General features: G+C 60.0%; 17 protein-coding genes. 8 read left to right on the top strand and 9 right to left on the bottom strand.

What is annotated here, in order from left to right:
• Positions 1 to 11: 11 nt before the first annotated feature.
• The 5 genes from purB to ACZ445_RS18435 form a co-directional block, all read right to left on the bottom strand.
• Positions 12 to 1,382 (bottom strand): adenylosuccinate lyase, encoded by a 1,371-nt coding sequence (gene purB / locus ACZ445_RS18455; protein ID WP_010209589.1) that lies wholly within the window; start codon positions 1,380 to 1,382, stop codon positions 12 to 14.
• 125 nt (positions 1,383 to 1,507) lie between these two features.
• Positions 1,508 to 2,131, bottom strand: coding sequence for a high frequency lysogenization protein HflD (gene hflD, locus ACZ445_RS18450; protein ID WP_058425015.1), 624 nt, complete (start codon positions 2,129 to 2,131; stop codon positions 1,508 to 1,510).
• Positions 2,128 to 3,252, bottom strand: coding sequence for a tRNA 2-thiouridine(34) synthase MnmA (gene mnmA / locus ACZ445_RS18445; protein WP_058425014.1), 1,125 nt, complete (start codon positions 3,250 to 3,252; stop codon positions 2,128 to 2,130). Before mnmA ends, hflD begins: the two co-directional genes overlap by 4 nt.
• A 59-nt stretch (positions 3,253 to 3,311) precedes the next feature.
• Positions 3,312 to 3,758, bottom strand: coding sequence for an NUDIX hydrolase (locus tag ACZ445_RS18440; protein ID WP_058425013.1), 447 nt, complete (start codon positions 3,756 to 3,758; stop codon positions 3,312 to 3,314).
• A 209-nt stretch (positions 3,759 to 3,967) separates the two neighbouring features.
• A complete protein-coding gene (locus ACZ445_RS18435) occupies positions 3,968 to 6,193 on the bottom strand; it encodes an NADP-dependent isocitrate dehydrogenase (protein ID WP_464707424.1) in 2,226 nt (741 codons plus the stop codon).
• A gap of 493 nt (positions 6,194 to 6,686) precedes the next feature.
• On the opposite strand from ACZ445_RS18435, the gene icd reads away from it, so the two are divergent.
• The gene (icd, locus tag ACZ445_RS18430; RefSeq protein ID WP_464707423.1) at positions 6,687 to 7,943 is read left to right on the top strand and encodes an NADP-dependent isocitrate dehydrogenase; all 1,257 of its coding nucleotides are present in this window, start codon (positions 6,687 to 6,689) and stop codon (positions 7,941 to 7,943) included.
• Positions 7,944 to 8,020: 77 nt separating this feature from the next.
• Here icd and cspD read toward each other — a convergent pair whose 3' ends face one another.
• Positions 8,021 to 8,299 (bottom strand): cold shock domain-containing protein CspD, encoded by a 279-nt coding sequence (gene cspD / locus ACZ445_RS18425; protein ID WP_058425054.1) that lies wholly within the window; start codon positions 8,297 to 8,299, stop codon positions 8,021 to 8,023.
• A gap of 225 nt (positions 8,300 to 8,524) precedes the next feature.
• Here cspD and clpS point away from each other — a divergent pair, with 225 nt between their 5' ends.
• Both clpS and clpA read left to right on the top strand, forming a co-directional pair.
• A complete protein-coding gene (gene clpS, locus ACZ445_RS18420) occupies positions 8,525 to 8,893 on the top strand; it encodes an ATP-dependent Clp protease adapter ClpS (RefSeq protein ID WP_005789091.1) in 369 nt (122 codons plus the stop codon).
• A 29-nt stretch (positions 8,894 to 8,922) separates the two neighbouring features.
• Entirely contained in the window at positions 8,923 to 11,193 is a 2,271-nt protein-coding gene (gene clpA / locus ACZ445_RS18415; RefSeq protein WP_071493384.1) for an ATP-dependent Clp protease ATP-binding subunit ClpA, read from the top strand.
• 184 nt (positions 11,194 to 11,377) lie between these two features.
• On the opposite strand, the gene infA is transcribed toward clpA, so the two are convergent.
• The 3 genes from infA to aat all read right to left on the bottom strand — a co-directional run bounded on the left by infA (position 11,378) and on the right by aat (position 13,140).
• Positions 11,378 to 11,596: a translation initiation factor IF-1 gene (gene infA / locus ACZ445_RS18410; RefSeq protein ID WP_002553999.1), complete on the bottom strand. Its 219-nt coding sequence runs from the start codon at positions 11,594 to 11,596 to the stop codon at positions 11,378 to 11,380.
• A gap of 100 nt (positions 11,597 to 11,696) precedes the next feature.
• Positions 11,697 to 12,404 (bottom strand): arginyltransferase, encoded by a 708-nt coding sequence (locus tag ACZ445_RS18405; protein ID WP_058425010.1) that lies wholly within the window; start codon positions 12,402 to 12,404, stop codon positions 11,697 to 11,699.
• Positions 12,405 to 12,459: 55 nt separating this feature from the next.
• Positions 12,460 to 13,140: a leucyl/phenylalanyl-tRNA--protein transferase gene (gene aat, locus ACZ445_RS18400; protein WP_464707422.1), complete on the bottom strand. Its 681-nt coding sequence runs from the start codon at positions 13,138 to 13,140 to the stop codon at positions 12,460 to 12,462.
• A gap of 282 nt (positions 13,141 to 13,422) precedes the next feature.
• Here aat and ACZ445_RS18395 point away from each other — a divergent pair, with 282 nt between their 5' ends.
• Genes ACZ445_RS18395 through crcB form a run of 5 tightly spaced genes read left to right on the top strand, consistent with a single transcriptional unit; the run spans position 13,423 to position 18,450 of the window.
• Complete coding sequence (locus ACZ445_RS18395) at positions 13,423 to 13,665, top strand: hypothetical protein (RefSeq protein WP_153005222.1); 243 nt, start codon at positions 13,423 to 13,425, stop codon at positions 13,663 to 13,665.
• The gene (locus ACZ445_RS18390) at positions 13,640 to 16,048 is read left to right on the top strand and encodes a DNA translocase FtsK (RefSeq protein WP_058425008.1); all 2,409 of its coding nucleotides are present in this window, start codon (positions 13,640 to 13,642) and stop codon (positions 16,046 to 16,048) included. Before ACZ445_RS18395 ends, ACZ445_RS18390 begins: the two co-directional genes overlap by 26 nt.
• 54 nt (positions 16,049 to 16,102) lie before the next feature.
• Positions 16,103 to 16,726 (top strand): outer membrane lipoprotein periplasmic chaperone LolA, encoded by a 624-nt coding sequence (gene lolA, locus ACZ445_RS18385; protein ID WP_003219615.1) that lies wholly within the window; start codon positions 16,103 to 16,105, stop codon positions 16,724 to 16,726.
• 27 nt (positions 16,727 to 16,753) lie between these two features.
• Positions 16,754 to 18,076, top strand: a complete 1,323-nt coding sequence (locus tag ACZ445_RS18380) for a replication-associated recombination protein A (protein ID WP_179028558.1) — start codon at positions 16,754 to 16,756, stop codon at positions 18,074 to 18,076.
• Positions 18,076 to 18,450 carry a fluoride efflux transporter CrcB gene (gene crcB / locus ACZ445_RS18375; protein WP_058425005.1) on the top strand — a complete coding sequence of 125 codons (375 nt, stop codon included), beginning with the start codon at positions 18,076 to 18,078 and terminating at the stop codon, positions 18,448 to 18,450. Before ACZ445_RS18380 ends, crcB begins: the two co-directional genes overlap by 1 nt.
• The last annotated feature ends 13 nt before the right edge of the window (positions 18,451 to 18,463 follow it).

Raw genomic sequence — 18,463 nt, 5'->3', positions numbered from 1 at the left:
TCTTGCGATGATCAGATGCGCTTGGCTTGCTCTACAGCGTTGCCGATGTAGTTGGCCGGGGTGAGCAGTTTCAGTTCGGCCTTGGCGGCGGCTGGCATGTCCAGGCCGTCGATGAAAGTTTGCAGTGCTTCAGGACTGATGCCCTTGCCGCGCGTCAACTCTTTGAGCTTCTCGTATGGGTTTTCGATGTTGTAGCGGCGCATCACCGTCTGGATCGGCTCGGCCAGGACTTCCCAGCATGCGTCCAGGTCAGCGGCGATCTTCTGCTCGTTAAGCTCCAGCTTGCTGATGCCTTTGAGGCTGGCTTCGTAGGCGATCACGCTGTGAGCGAAGCCCACGCCGAGGTTGCGCAGTACGGTGGAGTCGGTCAGGTCGCGCTGCCAGCGGGAGATCGGCAACTTGCTGGCCAAGTGCTGGAACAGGGCGTTGGCGATGCCGAGGTTGCCTTCGGAGTTTTCGAAGTCGATCGGGTTGACCTTGTGCGGCATGGTCGACGAACCGATTTCACCGGCAATGGTGCGCTGCTTGAAGTAGCCCAGGGAGATGTAGCCCCAGATATCGCGATCGAAGTCGATCAGGATGGTGTTGAAGCGCGCAATGGCGTCGAACAGCTCGGCAATGTAGTCGTGCGGTTCGATCTGCGTGGTGTACGGGTTGAAGCCCAGGCCCAGCTCATCTTCGATGAAGGCGCGGGCGTTGGCTTCCCAGTCGATCTCAGGGTAGGCCGACAGGTGGGCGTTGTAGTTGCCCACGGCGCCGTTGATCTTGCCCAGCAGCGGTACGGCGGCGACTTGAGCGATCTGGCGCTCCAGGCGATACACCACGTTGGCCAGTTCTTTGCCCAGGGTGGTTGGCGACGCCGGCTGGCCATGGGTGCGCGACAGCATCGGCACGTCGGCGAAGCGGATCGCCAGTTCGCGGATGGCGTTGGCGGTCTGGCGCATCAGCGGCAGCATCACGTCATCACGGCCTTCGCGCAGCATCAGGGCGTGGGACAGGTTGTTGATGTCCTCGCTGGTGCAGGCAAAGTGGATGAATTCGCTGACCTGAGCCAGTTCCGGCAGCTTGGCCGCTTGCTCTTTGAGCAGGTATTCGATGGCCTTGACGTCGTGGTTGGTGGTGCGCTCGATCTCTTTCACACGCTCGGCGTGCTCCAGGGAGAAGTTTTCCGCCAGGGTGTTGAGCACAGCGTTAGCTTCGGCGGAAAACGCCGGCACTTCGCTGATGGCGGGGTGAGCGGCCAGGCGCTGGAGCCAACGCACTTCAACCAGTACGCGAGCACGGATCAGGCCGTACTCGCTGAAAATAGGGCGCAGGGCCTGGGTTTTGCCGGCGTAGCGGCCGTCTACAGGGGAAACCGCAGTGAGCGAAGAGAGCTGCATGGGGTGTTCTCGGACAGTCGGGCAACGAAATGGGGCGCGTATCATACATGAAAAAATCCGCCGGTCCGTTGCCAACTGACCGGCGTATTACGCGTAACGGCTTGAAAATGGCCTGCTGCTGCGACTTATTCGTTGCGCATCAACGGGTAAAGCTCTTTGAGCAATTTGCGACGGCTGATCACCAGTTGCCAACGATGACCGCCCAGTTGGCGCCACAACCGCGCCGAACGAATACCGGCCAGCAGCAGGGCGCGGATTTTCGAGGCGTTGTTTGGTTGTTGCAGGTTGCGCATGTCGCCGTGCACCTGGATGCGCTGGCGCAAGGTGCTCAAGGTGTCTTGGTACAGCGCGCCACAAGCTGCGATCACGTTTTCGTGGGCCGGGCCGAAGTGTTCCACCTGGGACTGTATCTGCGGCAGGCGCTTGCCGATGACCTCCAGCATGTCCTCGCGCTTGGCCAGTTGACGCTCGAGGCCGAGCATCGACAGGGCATAGCGCAGCGGCTCGCGCTGCAGGGTGCTGGGGTCGCGCTCCAGGGCGCCGATCAGCGCGCGGTAACCTTCACGCAGCGCCAGGTCGTCGCCACCGTAGACTTCCAGGGTGTCCTTGGGGTCGCGGATCAACAGGCTGCCGAGCATGCAGGTCAGGCCGGCTTCGGTGACCTGGCCGGTCTTGGCGATCTTGTCCACCAATACCGCGGCGAGGAACACCCCGCCCAGTGCCGTCAATTGCTCCTGCGTCGGGCTCATGCCTTCTGGCTCCAGGCTTCGGCGATTTCAATCACGCCGCCGCCCAGGCAGATTTCGCCATCGTAGAACACCACGGACTGGCCAGGGGTGACCGCGCGTTGCGGGTCATCAAAGGTGGCGCGGTAGCCGGTGGCGGTTTTTTCCAGGGTGCATGGCTGGTCGCTCTGGCGATAGCGCACTTTGGCGGTCAGGCGGCGTGGGGTGCTCAGGTCGATCGGGTTGACCCAGTAGATTTCCGAAGCGAGCAAGGCGCCGGAGAACAGCAGTGGGTGTTCGTTGCCCTGGCCGACGATCAGTACATTGTTTTCCAGGTCCTTGACCAGCACGTACCACGGCTCTTCACCGGCGTCTTTCAAGCCGCCGATGCCGAGGCCCTGGCGCTGGCCGATAGTGTGGTACATCAGACCATGGTGACGGCCGATGACCTCGCCTTCGGTGGTGTGGATCTCGCCCGGTTTTGCCGGCAGGTATTGCTTGAGGAAGTCGCTGAAGCGGCGCTCACCGATAAAGCAGATCCCGGTGGAATCCTTTTTCTTGGCGGTGGCCAGGCCGTGTTTCTCGGCGATTCTGCGCACTTCGGGTTTTTCCAACTCGCCTACCGGGAACAGGGTCTTGGCGATCTGTTCGCCGCCGACGGCGTGCAGGAAGTAGCTCTGGTCCTTGTTCGGGTCCAGGCCCTTGAGCAGTTCGGTGCGGCCATCAATGTCGCGGCGGCGCACGTAGTGGCCAGTGGCGATCAGGTCGGCGCCGAGCATCATGGCGTAGTCGAGGAACGCCTTGAACTTGATCTCGCGGTTGCACAGGATGTCCGGGTTCGGCGTGCGGCCGGCCTTGTATTCGGCCAGGAAGTGCTCGAACACGTTGTCCCAGTACTCGGCGGCGAAGTTGGCGGTGTGCAGCTTGATGCCGATCTTGTCGCACACGGCCTGGGCGTCCGCCAGGTCGTCCATGGCGGTGCAATATTCCGTTCCATCGTCTTCTTCCCAGTTCTTCATGAACAGGCCTTCCACCTCATAACCCTGCTCCATGAGCAGAACGGCGGAAACGGAAGAGTCCACGCCGCCGGACATGCCGACGATGACGCGCTTCTTTTGTGTGTCAGAAGGGGCTGGATCACGCATAGGGTTTCAACGGGTGTCTTGAAAAAGGACGCGATTCTATCAGGCTCGGGCCTTCAAGGCTAAAGAGAAGGGCGGATCAATTCGAGACTGTGGCAGTGGCCGGCCAGATAATCATCGATACAGCGGATGATCAGCTCGCTGCGCCAGTCGTCGCGCACCGCCATCAGCTCGTCACGGCTCAGCCAGCGGGCGCGGAGGATGCCTTCGTCGAGTTGATAGTCCGGGTGGTGTTTCAGGGCCTTGGCGATGAAGCAGACCCGTTGGTAGGTCACGCCGTTGCTGGGAGCGGTGTATAGGTAGATGCCGACGATGCCGGTGGCTTCGACGTCCCAGCCGGTTTCTTCGAGGGTTTCGCGCACAGCGGCTTCGGTGAGGGTTTCGTGCGGATCGAGGTGGCCGGCGGGCTGGTTGAGCACGGCACGGCCGTTTTTGAGTTCTTCGACTATCAGGAACTTGCCCTCGTCTTCGACGATGGTGGCGACGGTGATGTGGGGTTGCCAGGTCATGGTTGTCTCGATGTGGTCTGTTGGCAGGATGCAGTCAATGTGGGAGGGGGCTTGCCCCCGATAGCGGTGGGCCAGCTGCAAATAACTAGGATGGTAGGCTGCCATCGGGGGCAAGCCCCCCTCCCACATTTTGATTGGGTTTTTCAGTTGGAAAGTGCATAAACAGAAACCCCGGCACGGGGCCGGGGCTTCTTTGCATCCTTACAACCTTACTTCAACTTGGCAATCGCCGCGTTGAGCGTGTTGCTTGGGCGCATGGCCTTGCTGGTCAGCTCTGGGTTCGGCGCGTAGTAGCCGCCGATGTCCACTGGCTTGCCCTGGACGGCGTTGAGCTCGGCAACGATGGTTGCTTCGTTCGCGGTCAGGGTCTTGGCCAGTTCGCCGAACTGCGCTTGCAGTGCAGTGTCTTCGGTCTGGGCGGCCAGGGCTTGGGCCCAGTACAGCGCCAGGTAGAAGTGGCTGCCGCGGTTGTCGATGTTGCCGACTTTGCGCGATGGCGACTTGTTGTTGTCGAGGAACTGGCCGGTGGCCTGGTCCAGGGTCTTGGACAGGACCAAGGCTTTCGGGTTGTTGTACGTCACACCCAAATGCTCAAGGGACGCAGCCAGGGCCAGGAACTCGCCCAGGGAATCCCAGCGCAGGAAGTTCTCTTCAACCAGTTGCTGCACGTGTTTCGGAGCCGAACCGCCAGCGCCGGTTTCGAACAGGCCACCGCCGTTCATCAGCGGCACGATGGACAGCATCTTGGCGCTGGTGCCCAGTTCCATGATCGGGAACAGGTCGGTCAGGTAGTCGCGCAGTACGTTGCCGGTCACCGAGATGGTGTCCAGGCCCTTGCGGGTGCGCTCCAGGGTGAACTTCATCGCGTCGACCGGCGACATGATGCGGATGTCCAGGCCTTCGGTGTTGTGGTCTTTCAGGTAAGCCTGAACCTTCTCGACCACGACGCCGTCGTGTGCACGCTGTGGGTCCAGCCAGAAGATGGCTGGGGTGTTGCTGGCGCGGGCACGGTTGACGGCCAGTTTGACCCAGTCCTGGATCGGCGCGTCTTTGGTCTGGCACATGCGGAAGATGTCGCCGGCTTCGACTTTCTGTTCCATCAGCAGGTTGCCCTTGCTGTCGGTGACGCGAACAACGCCGTCAGCCTTGATCTGGAAGGTCTTGTCGTGGGAGCCGTATTCTTCGGCTTTTTTCGCCATCAGGCCGACGTTTGGCACGCTGCCCATGGTGGTTGGGTCGAAGGCACCGTTGGCCTTGCAGTCTTCGATGACCGCCTGGTAGATGGTGGCGTAGCAGCGATCCGGGATCACCGCCTTGGTGTCGTGCAGCTGGCCATCGGTGCCCCACATCTTGCCGGAGTCACGGATCATGGCTGGCATCGAGGCGTCGACGATCACGTCGCTCGGCACGTGCAGGTTGGTGATGCCTTTGTCGGAGTTGACCATCGCCAGGGCAGGGCGAGCGGCGTAGACGGCCGCGATGTCGGCTTCGATCTGCGCTTGCTGCTCGGCCGGCAGGGCCTTGATGCGCGCGTACAGGTCGCCGATGCCGTTGTTCAGGTTGAAGCCGATCTGTTCCAGCACGGTAGCGTGCTTGGCCAGGGCGTCTTTATAGAACTCGGCAACGATCTGGCCGAACATGATCGGGTCGGAGACCTTCATCATGGTGGCTTTCAGATGAACCGACAGCAGCACGCCTTGTTTCTTGGCGTCTTCGATTTCAGCGGCGATGAACGCGCGCAGGGCTTTCTTGCTCAGTACGGCGGTGTCGATGATTTCGCCGGCCTGTACCGAGGTCTTTTCCTTCAGGACGGTGGCGGTGCCGTCCTGGGCGATCAGCTCGATTTTGACAGCATCAGCGTCTTCGATCTGTACGGCTTTTTCGCTGCCGTAGAAGTCGCCGTTGCTCATGTGGGCGATGTGCGACTTGGAGTCGGCAGCCCAGGCGCCCATCTTGTGCGGGTGCTTGCGTGCGTAGTTCTTGACCGACAGCGGTGCGCGGCGGTCGGAGTTGCCTTCGCGCAGTACCGGGTTCACGGCGCTGCCCTTGACCTTGTCGTAACGTGCACGGGTTTCTTTTTCCGCGTCGGTGGTTACGGTTTCCGGGTAGTCCGGCAGGGCATAGCCCTGGGCCTGCAGTTCCTTGATCGCGGCTTGCAGCTGCGGAGTCGAGGCGCTGATGTTAGGCAGCTTGATGATGTTGGCTTCAGGCGTAACGGCCAGGTCGCCCAGTTCGGCGAGGTGGTCCGGGATGGCCTTGGCGCCCAGTTGCTCGGGGAAGCTTGCGAGGATGCGCGCGGCGAGGGAGATGTCGCGGGTTTCCACGGCAATATCAGCGGAAGCGGTGAAGGCCTCTACGATAGGCAGCAGTGAATAGGTGGCGAGGGCCGGGGCTTCGTCGGTGAAGGTGTAGATGATCTTCGAGCGGGTGGGCATATTCGGATTAACTCTCTTCTTTGCTGAAAGCGTGCGCAGAAACTCGAGATGCGCCGGGTGGAGCGCGTTCGTTCAAAGTCATCCATGAGCGAAATGTCGAGGTTTCTTCGCGGTGATGTTGGGTTGCATCAGTCGAGCGTCAAGCGGGTGGACTATTGTAATAGTCCTGCTTTGTAGCGGAAGGCTGTGTTCTAGAGCGGTCCGCCGTCGTGACTCTTTGGTCAGCGGCGGCATTATACATAGGTCGCTATGCTTACGCCGAGCCTTCATACAAAAGGTGTGTCGTCCATTGGTCTAAAGGTCGCAGGTATCCGATTGCGACCAAAGTCGCACGATGTGCTCAAGATTGGCGATTTTGCCTTTGCTTTCAGGCTTGTAGGCGACAAATTATGCTGTTTTCGAAGCAAATGAGCATGGCGCGAGGTTTCAGTCGCCATTTATCTGGAGTAGGCTCGAACGCAGCCAGATGTTCAATCCATAGATGGAGTTCAGCATGGGATACAAGAAGATTCAGGTTCCGGCAGTCGGCGACAAAATCACCGTCAATGCAGACCATTCTCTCAATGTTCCTGACCAACCGATCATCCCCTACATCGAGGGTGACGGTATCGGCGTCGACATCAGCCCGGTGATGATCAAGGTAGTCGACGCCGCTGTTGAAAAGGCCTACGGCGGCAAGCGCAAGATCTCCTGGATGGAGGTGTATGCCGGCGAAAAAGCGACTCAAGTCTACGACCAGGACACCTGGCTGCCCCAGGAAACCCTGGATGCGGTCAAGGATTACGTGGTGTCCATCAAGGGTCCGCTGACCACTCCGGTGGGTGGCGGCATCCGTTCGCTGAACGTGGCCCTGCGCCAACAACTCGACCTGTATGTTTGCCTGCGCCCGGTGCGCTGGTTCGAAGGTGTGCCCAGCCCGGTCAAGAAGCCTGGCGACGTGGACATGACCATCTTCCGCGAAAACTCCGAAGACATTTACGCCGGGATCGAGTGGAAGGCCGGTTCGCCCGAAGCCATCAAGGTGATCAAGTTCCTCAAGGAAGAAATGGGCGTGACCAAGATCCGTTTCGACCAGGATTGCGGGATTGGCGTGAAGCCGGTCTCGAAGGAGGGCACCAAGCGCCTGGCGCGTAAAGCCATGCAATATGTAGTGGATAACGACCGCGACTCGCTGACCATCGTGCACAAAGGCAACATCATGAAGTTCACCGAAGGTGCCTTCAAGGAGTGGGCCTACGAAGTGGCTGCCGAAGAATTTGGCGCTACGTTACTCGACGGCGGCCCGTGGATGCAGTTCAAGAATCCGAAGACCGGCAAGAATGTCGTGGTTAAAGATGCGATTGCTGACGCCATGCTCCAGCAGATCTTGCTGCGTCCGGCTGAATATGACGTGATCGCCACCCTCAACTTGAACGGCGACTACCTGTCTGATGCCCTGGCGGCGGAAGTGGGGGGTATCGGTATTGCGCCGGGCGCGAACCTGTCGGATACCGTGGCAATGTTCGAGGCGACCCACGGTACTGCGCCGAAGTATGCGGGCAAGGATCAGGTCAACCCAGGTTCGTTGATTCTGTCGGCGGAGATGATGTTGCGCCACATGGGCTGGGTCGAGGCGGCTGATCTGATCATCAAGGGCACCAATGGTGCGATTTCGGCCAAGACCGTGACTTATGACTTCGAGCGTCTGATGGACGGTGCGAAGCTGGTGTCGTCTTCGGGCTTTGGGGATGCGTTAATTTCGCATATGTAAGCAAGCAGGTATAAAAACGGCCACTCCAAGTTGATTGGGTGGCCGTTTTTTTTAAGGGCTGCACGATCGGTGGCGGATCAGGCCGTTTGTTTCTTTTCTGCTTCGCTCGCGCGTGCCGCAGGGCTGGCAACGCCTTCTGCCTTCACTGTGTCGATATTCACGGCATGCAGTCCCTTGGGGCCTTGAATGATCTCGAAGGTGACCGCTTGTCCCGCTTTCAGCGTTTTGTAACCGTCCATGATGATCGCTGAATAGTGCGCAAAAAGGTCCTCGGTTTTCCCTTCTTCATTAACAAAGCCATATCCCTTGGCATTGTTGAACCACTTGACCTTGCCATTGATCTTGACGCCAGACATACCCATATCCCTCTGCACCAGACTCCATCACTGGAGTATCATCCAGTTTATCCGTCCTAACCCGAATAAATAAGGTTGACTGCGCGGACCTTTTTTACCCACTGTGGGTTCTATTGGTTGTAACACCGTTTCGCCGATAGTCAAGGCGACCAGTCGGTCAGTAGTTGAAAATCTGACAGGTCGCCCCCACCACTGTATTTGAACCACTGACGAACCTTTCTTTCCATGCATGCAAACAGCCAGATTCGACTAACATTCAATCAGGATCGACCGGATCAGGAACATGATGACGACGGTTCTGCAGGCATTGCTGTTCAGGAGGCCAAGCCTGCTCTACAGGCGCCGCCGATGTACAAGGTGGTTTTGTTCAATGATGACTACACACCGATGGATTTCGTGGTCGAAGTGCTCGAGGTGTTTTTTAACCTGAACCGCGAGTTGGCGACCAAGGTAATGCTGGCCGTTCACACAGAAGGACGGGCAGTATGTGGAGTGTTTACCCGCGACATCGCCGAGACAAAGGCCATGCAGGTCAACCAGTACGCCAGGGAAAGCCAGCATCCGCTACTCTGTGAAATCGAGAAGGACGGTTAACGCCGACCACTTGGGTATGAGGTGAAGCTATGTTAAACCGCGAGCTCGAAGTCACCCTCAATCTTGCCTTCAAGGAGGCTCGTTCGAAGCGTCATGAGTTCATGACCGTCGAACACCTGCTGTTGGCACTTTTGGATAACGAAGCTGCCGCCACCGTTCTACGTGCGTGCGGCGCCAACCTCGACAAACTCAAGCATGACCTGCAGGAGTTTATCGACTCCACAACGCCACTTATTCCAGTCCACGATGAAGACCGTGAGACCCAGCCAACCCTGGGCTTCCAGCGGGTGCTTCAGCGTGCCGTGTTCCATGTTCAGAGCTCCGGTAAGCGTGAAGTCACGGGCGCCAATGTGCTGGTGGCAATTTTCAGCGAACAGGAAAGCCAGGCAGTGTTCCTGCTTAAACAGCAGAGCGTTGCCCGTATCGATGTCGTCAACTACATCGCCCACGGTATCTCTAAGGTGCCCGGGCACGGCGATCACTCCGAGGGTGAGCAGGATATGCAGGACGACGAGGGCGGTGAGTCTTCTTCTTCGGGCAATCCACTGGATGCCTATGCCAGCAACCTCAATGAACTGGCGCGCCAGGGGCGGATCGATCCGCTGGTGGGGCGTGAGCTTGAAGTTGAGCGTGTAGCGCAGATCCTCGCGCGTCGTCGCAAGAACAACCCGTTGCTGGTGGGCGAGGCGGGCGTGGGTAAAACCGCGATTGCCGAAGGCCTGGCCAAGCGCATCGTGGATAACCAGGTGCCGGACCTGCTGGCCAACAGCGTCGTCTACTCCCTTGACCTGGGCGCCTTGCTCGCCGGGACCAAGTACCGTGGCGACTTCGAGAAGCGCTTCAAGGCGCTGCTCGGTGAGCTGAAAAAGCGTCCGCAGGCGATCCTGTTCATCGACGAGATCCATACCATCATTGGTGCCGGTGCGGCCTCCGGTGGGGTGATGGACGCCTCCAATCTGCTCAAGCCGCTGCTGTCGTCGGGTGATATCCGCTGCATCGGCTCCACCACGTTCCAGGAATTCCGTGGCATCTTCGAGAAAGACCGTGCCTTGGCGCGTCGCTTCCAGAAGGTCGACGTGTCCGAGCCTTCGGTAGAGGACACTATCGGTATCCTGCGCGGGCTCAAGGGGCGCTTCGAAGCGCACCACGGCATCGAGTACACCGATGAAGCCCTGCGTTCGGCCGCTGAGCTGGCGTCGCGCTACATCAATGATCGGCACATGCCGGACAAGGCCATCGACGTGATCGACGAGGCGGGCGCCTACCAGCGCCTGCAGCCGGTCGAGAAGCGTGTGAAGCGCATCGACGTGCCGCAGGTCGAGGACATCGTGGCGAAGATCGCGCGGATTCCGCCAAAACACGTCACCAGTTCCGACAAGGAACTGCTGCGTAACCTGGAGCGCGACCTCAAGCTGACCGTGTTCGGTCAGGATGCGGCCATCGACTCGCTGTCCACCGCGATCAAGCTGTCGCGTGCAGGCCTCAAGTCGCCGGACAAGCCGGTGGGTTCGTTCCTGTTTGCCGGCCCGACCGGTGTCGGCAAGACCGAAGCGGCGCGGCAGTTGGCCAAGGCCATGGGTATCGAGCTGGTGCGGTTCGACATGTCCGAATACATGGAGCGTCACACTGTGTCGCGCCTGATCGGTGCACCTCCGGGTTATGTCGGCTTTGACCAGGGCGGCCTGTTGACCGAGGCGATCACCAAGCAGCCGCATTGCGTGCTGCTGCTCGATGAAATCGAGAAGGCCCACCCCGAAGTCTTCAACCTGCTGCTGCAGGTGATGGACCACGGGACCCTGACCGACAACAACGGGCGCAAGGCGGACTTCCGCAACGTGATCGTGATCATGACCACCAATGCCGGTGCCGAAACGGCCGCGCGGGCTTCGATCGGCTTCACGCATCAGGACCATTCGTCCGATGCCATGGAAGTGATCAAGAAGAGCTTCACGCCGGAGTTCCGCAACCGCCTGGATACCATTATCCAGTTTGGTCGCCTCAGCCATGAGGTTATCAAAAGCGTGGTGGACAAGTTCCTCACCGAGCTCCAGGCGCAGCTGGAAGACAAGCGCGTGCAGCTGGAGGTCACGGACGCGGCGCGCAGTTGGCTGGCCGAAGGCGGTTACGATGCGGCAATGGGTGCACGCCCAATGGCGCGTCTGATCCAGGACAAGATCAAGCGGCCGCTGGCCGAAGAGATCCTGTTTGGCGAGCTTTCCGACCATGGTGGCGTGGTGCACATCGACCTGAAGGACGGTGAATTGACCTTTGAGTTCGAAACCACGGCTGAAATGGCCTGATCGATAGCGGCGGGCGTCAATGTGGGAGGGGGGCTTGCCCCCGATAGCAGTGTTTCAGTCGCTACATGAGTGACTGATCTACCGCTATCGGGAGCAAGCCCCCTCGCACATTTCGCTTTGGCGCTTGGTAAATAGCGCACACACAAAAACGCCCGGCATAACCGGGCGTTTTGTATTGACTTGCTTAGCGAGCGCGGTAAGTGATGCGCCCTTTGCTCAAGTCATAGGGCGTCAGCTCGACGCGCACTTTGTCACCGGTAAGAATACGAATGTAGTTCTTGCGCATCTTGCCGGAGATATGCGCGGTTACGACGTGCCCATTTTCCAACTCCACACGAAACATGGTGTTGGGCAGGGTGTCGACGACAGTGCCTTCCATTTCGAAGCTGTCTTCTTTCGACATGCAGTAAAGCCCTCGGTATCCAGTGAATGGCCCGGTGCAACTGCGCCAGGCAAAAGCGGCGTGCATTGTGCCCGAAAAAGGGTGTTTAAGCCAAGGGGTTCTAGTTAAGCACGACCCATCTTTGATTAATCAGCAGTTCGATGGGCCGATATTGGGTCTTGTAGTTCATCTTTTTGCAGTTCTTGATCCAGTAACCGAGGTACACCGCCTCCAGTTCCTGGCGCAAGGCTTCGCCAATTTGCCAGAGGATCGCAAAGCGTCCCAGGCTGCGGCGTTCTTCGGCGGGTTCATAGAAGGTGTAGACCGCCGACAGACCGTTGGGCAGCAGGTCGGTTACCGCGACGGCCACCAGGCGGCCATTCGCACGAAACTCGTAAAAGCGCGAGAAGGGCAGGTCGCGTACCAGGAAGGTGGAAAACTGATCGCGACTGGGCGGGAACATATCGCCGTCGGCGTGGCGTTGCTCGATGTAGCGCTGGTAAAGGTCGAAATATTCTTCGGTGAAGCGCGGCTTGGCAGATGTCACCGTCAGGTCGGCGTTGCGCTTGAGGATGCGTTTCTGGTTGCGGTCTGGCAGAAACTGCGCCACAGGGATGCGTGCCGGGACGCAAGCATTACAGTTTTGGCAATGCGGCCGGTACAGATGGTCGCCACTGCGCCGAAAGCCCATCTCCGACAGGTCGGCATACACATGCACGTCCATAGGCTGGCTGGGGTCGAGGAACAGTGTGGTGGCCTGCTCGTCGGGCAGATAGCTGCAAGAGTGGGGTTGAGTGGCATAAAACTTCAAACGCGCCAACTCGGTCATGATCAACCCTCGGATAAGCTTTGAAATAAGTGTAAGCCAGGAGCGCGGATGTCGCCTAGGAAACCCACGGTCCAGCGTTGGGCTGGTCCAGATGGTCGCGCAGGAACCCTGCGAAGTCGTTGCGGGATATGGCGCGGGCGCCCAGGCTGTGCAGGTGATCGTTGGGCATCTGGCAGTCGATCAGCACAAAACCCCAGGCCTGCAATTGGCGGGTCAGCGTGGCAAAGCCGAATTTCGAGGCGTTGTCGGCGCGGCTGAACATGGATTCGCCAAAAAACAGCTGGCCCATTGCGAGGCCGTACAGGCCGCCTACCAGTTCACCCTTGTCCCAGACCTCCACCGAATGCGCGTGGCCGCGCTGATGCAGTGCCAGGTAGGCGCTCTGGATGCCTTCGGTGATCCAGGTGCCATCGGCATAGGTGCGTGGCGCCGCGCAGGCCTGGATGACGGCAGCGAAGTCCTGGTCGAAGGTCACGCTGTAGCGCTGCTGGCGCAACAGTTTGCCCAGGCTGCGCGATACATGCAGTTCGTCGGGGAAAATCACTGTGCGCGGGTCGGGCGACCACCACAGGATCGGCTGGCCCTCTGAAAACCACGGGAAGCAGCCATGACGGTAGGCTTGGATCAGTCGCTCGGCGCTGAGGTCGCCGCCGGCGGCGAGCAGGCCATTGGGTTCGCGCATGGCTTTGGCCAAGGGCGGGAAGGTCAGTGAATTGCGTTGTAACCAGGTCAGCATGGCATCCAGGCTTTGCGGAAGGGGAGGGGAGTGGCAGGAATGACACCTGCGGCGGCAGTGCTGATTATTGTCGACCTGGCGCCATCGGACCAGCCCGAATCAGGCATTAAGGGGGATTAGCGTGAGCAGGTGTTTCTGCAACTCTATGCCGGGGGCGTGGTCGTAATCGGGTCTATTCCATGCAGGCCATTTGCCAAGCTTGCCTGGATTGGTAAAAACAGCTCATAAGCCTTTGTCAGCAAAGACAATGCATGCTCAAATTGAACATCTTGTGACACACAATTGGCTATGCTGCTGGAAGAGCGCCAAGCGGCGTGGCATCAGGGACACAAACCCGTACAATGCGGCCATTGTGGCGTTATCGTCATTTCATCCAGCAATCGCTCAGTGTTAAACAGTAGATTCAACGACGCTCGTTCATTTTTCAGCTGCTCGGATTGGGCAGTATTTGCAGTCATTCAACAGATGGACGCGCTCAAGGCGCAGGAAAAGACCCGTTTTGAAGAAATCCGCCGCAACACCTAAAGCAGCAGTCGTGCCGGCCTGGCGTCAGCACCTGCATTATCGCCTCAAGGAAGGTGCGCTGATCGCCATCGGCGCACTGTGCCTGTTCCTGATGATGGCCTTGCTGACCTATGGCAAGGACGATCCGGGCTGGAGTCACAACAGCAAGATCGAAGACGTGCAGAACTTCGGTGGGCCTGCCGGCTCCTACAGCGCCGATATCCTGTTCATGGTGCTGGGTTACTTCGCGTACATCTTCCCGTTGCTGCTGGCGATCAAGACCTGGCAGATCTTTCGCCAGCGCCACGAGCCGTGGCAGTGGAGCGGCTGGCTGTTTTCCTGGCGCCTGATCGGCCTGGTGTTCCTGGTGTTGTCCGGCGCAGCCCTGGCGCATATCCATTTCCATGCACCCACCGGCCTGCCGGCGGGCGCCGGTGGTGCGCTGGGCGAAAGCCTCGGCGACCTGGCGCGCCGGACCCTGAATATCCAGGGCAGTACCCTGATGTTCATCGCACTGTTCCTGTTCGGCCTCACCGTGTTCACCGACCTGTCATGGTTCAAGGTGATGGACGTGACCGGCAAGATCACCCTCGACTTGCTGGAGCTGTTCCAGGGCGCCGCCAACCGCTGGTGGGCGGCCCGTGTCGAACGCAAGCGCATGGTCGCCCAGCTGCGTGAGGTGGACACCCGTGTCAACGAAGTGGTGGCGCCGAGCACACCGGACCGGCGTGAGCAGGCCAAGGTCAAGGAACGCCTGATCGAGCGCGAGCAGGCCCTGAGCAAGCACATGTCGGACCGCGAGAAACAGGTACCGCCAGTGATTGCTCCCGCGCCGCCCAAGCCGGCCGAACCGAGCCATCGCGTACAGAAAGAGAAACAGGCGCCGCTGTTCGTCGACAGCGCCGTCGAAGGCACCTTGCCGCCGATCTCGATCCTCGACCCGGCCGAAAAGAAACAACTCAACTATTCCCCGGAATCCCTGGCGGCTGTCGGTCACCTGCTGGAAATCAAGCTCAAGGAGTTCGGCGTCGAAGTCTCGGTGGACTCCATCCACCCCGGCCCGGTGATCACCCGTTACGAAATCCAGCCAGCCGCCGGTGTGAAGGTCAGTCGCATCTCCAACCTGGCGAAAGACCTGGCCCGTTCCCTGGCCGTGACCAGCGTGCGTGTGGTGGAAGTGATTCCCGGCAAGACCACCGTGGGTATCGAGATTCCCAACGAAGACCGTCAGATCGTGCGCTTCTCCGAAGTACTGTCGACGCCCGAGTACGACAACTTCAAGTCGCCGGTCACCCTGGCCCTGGGCCACGACATCGGCGGCAAGCCGGTCATCACCGACCTGGCGAAGATGCCTCACCTGCTGGTGGCCGGTACTACCGGTTCCGGTAAGTCGGTGGGGGTGAACGCGATGATCCTGTCGATCCTGTTCAAGTCCGGCCCGGAAGACGCCAAGCTGATCATGATCGACCCGAAGATGTTGGAACTGTCGATCTACGAAGGCATTCCGCACCTGCTGTGCCCGGTGGTCACCGACATGAAGGACGCCGCCAACGCCCTGCGCTGGAGCGTTGCCGAGATGGAGCGCCGTTACAAGCTGATGGCGAAGATGGGCGTGCGTAACCTGTCGGGCTTCAACGCCAAGATCAAGGAAGCCCAGGAACGCGGCGAGACCATCGACGATCCGTTGTACCGACGCGAAAGCATTCACGACGAAGCGCCAAAACTGACCAAGCTGCCGACCATCGTGGTGGTGGTCGACGAATTCGCCGACATGATGATGATCGTCGGCAAGAAGGTTGAAGAACTGATCGCGCGTATCGCCCAGAAGGCCCGTGCCGCCGGTATCCACTTGATCCTCGCCACCCAGCGGCCGTCGGTGGACGTGATCACTGGCCTGATCAAGGCCAACATCCCGACGCGCATGGCGTTCCAGGTGTCGAGCAAGATCGACTCGCGGACCATCATCGACCAGGGCGGCGCCGAACAACTGCTCGGCCACGGTGACATGCTCTATATGCCGCCGGGCACCAGCCTGCCGATCCGGGTGCACGGCGCCTTTGTTTCCGACGATGAAGTGCATCGCGTGGTGGAAGCCTGGAAACTGCGCGGGGCACCGGAATACAACGATGACATCCTCGCCGGTGTGGAAGAAGCCGGCAGCGGCTTCGATGGCGGCAGCGGCGGTGGCGACGATGATGCCGAGACCGACGCGCTGTACGACGAGGCAGTGGCCTTCGTGCTCGAAAGCCGTCGCGCCTCGATTTCCGCGGTACAACGCAAGCTGAAAATTGGCTACAACCGTGCCGCGCGTATGATCGAAGCCATGGAAAACGCTGGCGTCGTGACCGCAATGAACACCAACGGCTCGCGCGAAGTCATTGCCCCCGGGCAGATGCGCGACTGATCCCGTGCCGCGTGGCAGCACGCGGCGCGTCCTGAACACTCAATGAGGACTCCCATGCGCCTTATCCGCATGCTGTTGTTGCCGGCACTGGCCCTGACCGCTGTTTCGGCCCACGCTGACCCGGCCTCCGTCGCCAGCCTGAAGAACCTGTTGGACAAATCCCAGACCCTGACCGCGCGCTTCTCCCAGCTGACCCTGGATGCCGGCGGCACCCAGTTGCAGGAAACCGCCGGCGAAATGGCCGTGCAGCGTCCTGGCCTGTTCTACTGGCACACCGAAGGCAAGGCCGAGCAGACCATCGTGTCCGACGGCCAGAAGGTCACCCTGTGGGACCCGGACCTGGAACAGGCAACCATCAAGAAGCTCGACCCACGCCTGAACCAGACCCCGGCGCTGTTGCTCTCAGGTGACGTGTCGAAGATCAACGACAGCTTCGACATCACCTCCAAGCAGACCAGCAACGTGATCGAATTCACCCTCAAGCCGAAATCCAAGGACACGCTGTTTGACACCCTGTCCTTGTCGTTCGGTAACGGCGTGATCAACAACATGCGCCTGATCGACAGCGTCGGCCAGCGCACCGATATCCTGTTCTCCGGGGTCAAGGCCAACCAGCCGGTGCCGGCGTCCAAGTTCAAGTTCGACATCCCCAAGGGTGCCGACGTGATCCAGGAATAAATTCCCCAGAGGTTTCAAACGCTGCCCATGGACCTGTTTCGAAGTGACCCGATTGCCCAGCCACTGGCCGCACGCCTGCGTTCGACCAACCTGGACGAGTACGTCGGTCAGGAACACCTGCTCGCTCGCGGCAAGCCCCTGCGTGAAGCCCTGGAGCAGGGTGCGCTGCACTCGATGATTTTCTGGGGGCCGCCGGGGGTGGGCAAGACCACCCTGGCGCGGCTCTTGGCGAAGGTCTCGGATGCACATTTCGAAACGGTCTCGGCGGTACTCGCCGGGGTCAAGGAGATCCGCCAGGCGGTGGAAGTCGCCAAGCAGCAGGCCGGGCAGTACGGCAAGCGCACCATCCTGTTCGTCGACGAAGTTCATCGCTTCAACAAGTCACAACAGGATGCGTTCCTGCCCTATGTGGAGGACGGCACGCTGATCTTTATCGGTGCCACCACTGAGAACCCTTCGTTTGAACTGAACAACGCCTTGCTGTCGCGGGCGCGGGTCTATGTGCTGAAAAGCCTGGACGAGGCGGCGATGCAGAAGCTGCTGCAGCGCGCCTTGAACGAAGACAAGGGCCTGGGCAAGCGCCAACTGAGCGTGAGCGAAGAGGGCTTCAAGATCCTGCTGACGGCCGCCGATGGCGATGGTCGTCGTTTCCTCAACCTGTTGGAAAACGCCTCCGACCTGGCCGAAGACGGCGCTGAGATTGGCGTCGACCTCCTGCAAAGCCTGCTCGGCGACACGCGCCGCCGCTTCGACAAGGGCGGTGAAGCCTTCTACGACCAGATCTCGGCGCTGCACAAGTCCGTGCGCGGATCCAACCCGGATGGTGCGCTGTACTGGTTCGCACGCATGATCGACGGCGGTTGCGACCCGCTGTACCTCGCTCGCCGCGTGGTGCGCATGGCCAGCGAAGACATCGGCAACGCCGACCCGCGTGCACTGAGCCTGTGCCTGGCCGCGTGGGACGTGCAGGAGCGCCTCGGCAGCCCGGAAGGCGAATTGGCGGTGGCCCAGGCCATCACCTACCTGGCCTGTGCGCCGAAGAGCAACGCGGTGTACATGGGCTTCAAGTCCGCCCTGCGCGCCGCCGCCGAACATGGCTCGCTCGAAGTACCGATGCACCTGCGCAACGCGCCGACCAAGCTGATGAAACAGCTGGGGTATGGCGATGAATACCGTTACGCCCACGATGAGCCGGATGCCTACGCGGCCGGTGAAGACTATTTTCCCGATGAGCTTGAACCGTTGCCGCTGTATCAGCCGGTGCCCCGTGGCCTGGAGCTGAAGATTGGTGAAAAGCTCAATCACCTCGCGCAACTCGATCGACTCAGCCCCAGACAGCGGAGAAAGTAGTGCTCAAGACGATTCTTGCCGTGTCCGCAGCCGGCATCGCTGGTACATTATTGCGTTTCGCCGCTGGCACTTGGGTCAGCGCCAACTGGCCGAAGCATTTTTATGCGGCGACCCTGGCGGTCAACCTGGTGGGCTGCCTGATCATCGGGCTGTTGTACGGCTGGTTCCTGTTGCGCCCGGAAGTACCGATTGAAATTCGCGCCGGCTTGATTGTCGGCTTTGTAGGCGGTCTGACGACCTTTTCATCCTTTTCACTGGATACGCTGCGCCTGCTGGAAAGCGGGCAGGCCCTGACAGCCTTCGGGTACCTGGGCATCAGCGTATTCGGCGGGCTGCTCGCCACCTGGGCCGGCCTGTCCTTGACCAAACTTTGATAAACGAGAGACC

Source organism: Pseudomonas allii, assembly GCF_055380095.1.
The sequence above is the reverse complement of the archived record's forward strand: the minus strand, read 5'-3'. Positions and strand labels throughout refer to the sequence as shown.

What these genes read in the sequence shown, in the direction of transcription:
- purB (WP_010209589.1), bottom strand. Translation starts at nt 1,382, where the DNA reads ATGCAGCTCTCTTCGCTCACTGCGGTTTCCCCTGTAGACGGCCGCTAC.
- hflD (WP_058425015.1), bottom strand. Translation starts at nt 2,131, where the DNA reads ATGAGCCCGACGCAGGAGCAATTGACGGCACTGGGCGGGGTGTTCCTC.
- mnmA (WP_058425014.1), bottom strand. Translation starts at nt 3,252, where the DNA reads ATGCGTGATCCAGCCCCTTCTGACACACAAAAGAAGCGCGTCATCGTC.
- ACZ445_RS18440 (WP_058425013.1), bottom strand. Translation starts at nt 3,758, where the DNA reads ATGACCTGGCAACCCCACATCACCGTCGCCACCATCGTCGAAGACGAG.
- ACZ445_RS18435 (WP_464707424.1), bottom strand. Translation starts at nt 6,193, where the DNA reads ATGCCCACCCGCTCGAAGATCATCTACACCTTCACCGACGAAGCCCCG.
- icd (WP_464707423.1), top strand. Translation starts at nt 6,687, where the DNA reads ATGGGATACAAGAAGATTCAGGTTCCGGCAGTCGGCGACAAAATCACC.
- cspD (WP_058425054.1), bottom strand. Translation starts at nt 8,299, where the DNA reads ATGTCTGGCGTCAAGATCAATGGCAAGGTCAAGTGGTTCAACAATGCC.
- clpS (WP_005789091.1), top strand. Translation starts at nt 8,525, where the DNA reads ATGCATGCAAACAGCCAGATTCGACTAACATTCAATCAGGATCGACCG.
- clpA (WP_071493384.1), top strand. Translation starts at nt 8,923, where the DNA reads ATGTTAAACCGCGAGCTCGAAGTCACCCTCAATCTTGCCTTCAAGGAG.
- infA (WP_002553999.1), bottom strand. Translation starts at nt 11,596, where the DNA reads ATGTCGAAAGAAGACAGCTTCGAAATGGAAGGCACTGTCGTCGACACC.
- ACZ445_RS18405 (WP_058425010.1), bottom strand. Translation starts at nt 12,404, where the DNA reads ATGACCGAGTTGGCGCGTTTGAAGTTTTATGCCACTCAACCCCACTCT.
- aat (WP_464707422.1), bottom strand. Translation starts at nt 13,140, where the DNA reads ATGCTGACCTGGTTACAACGCAATTCACTGACCTTCCCGCCCTTGGCC.
- lolA (WP_003219615.1), top strand. Translation starts at nt 16,103, where the DNA reads ATGCGCCTTATCCGCATGCTGTTGTTGCCGGCACTGGCCCTGACCGCT.
- ACZ445_RS18380 (WP_179028558.1), top strand. Translation starts at nt 16,754, where the DNA reads ATGGACCTGTTTCGAAGTGACCCGATTGCCCAGCCACTGGCCGCACGC.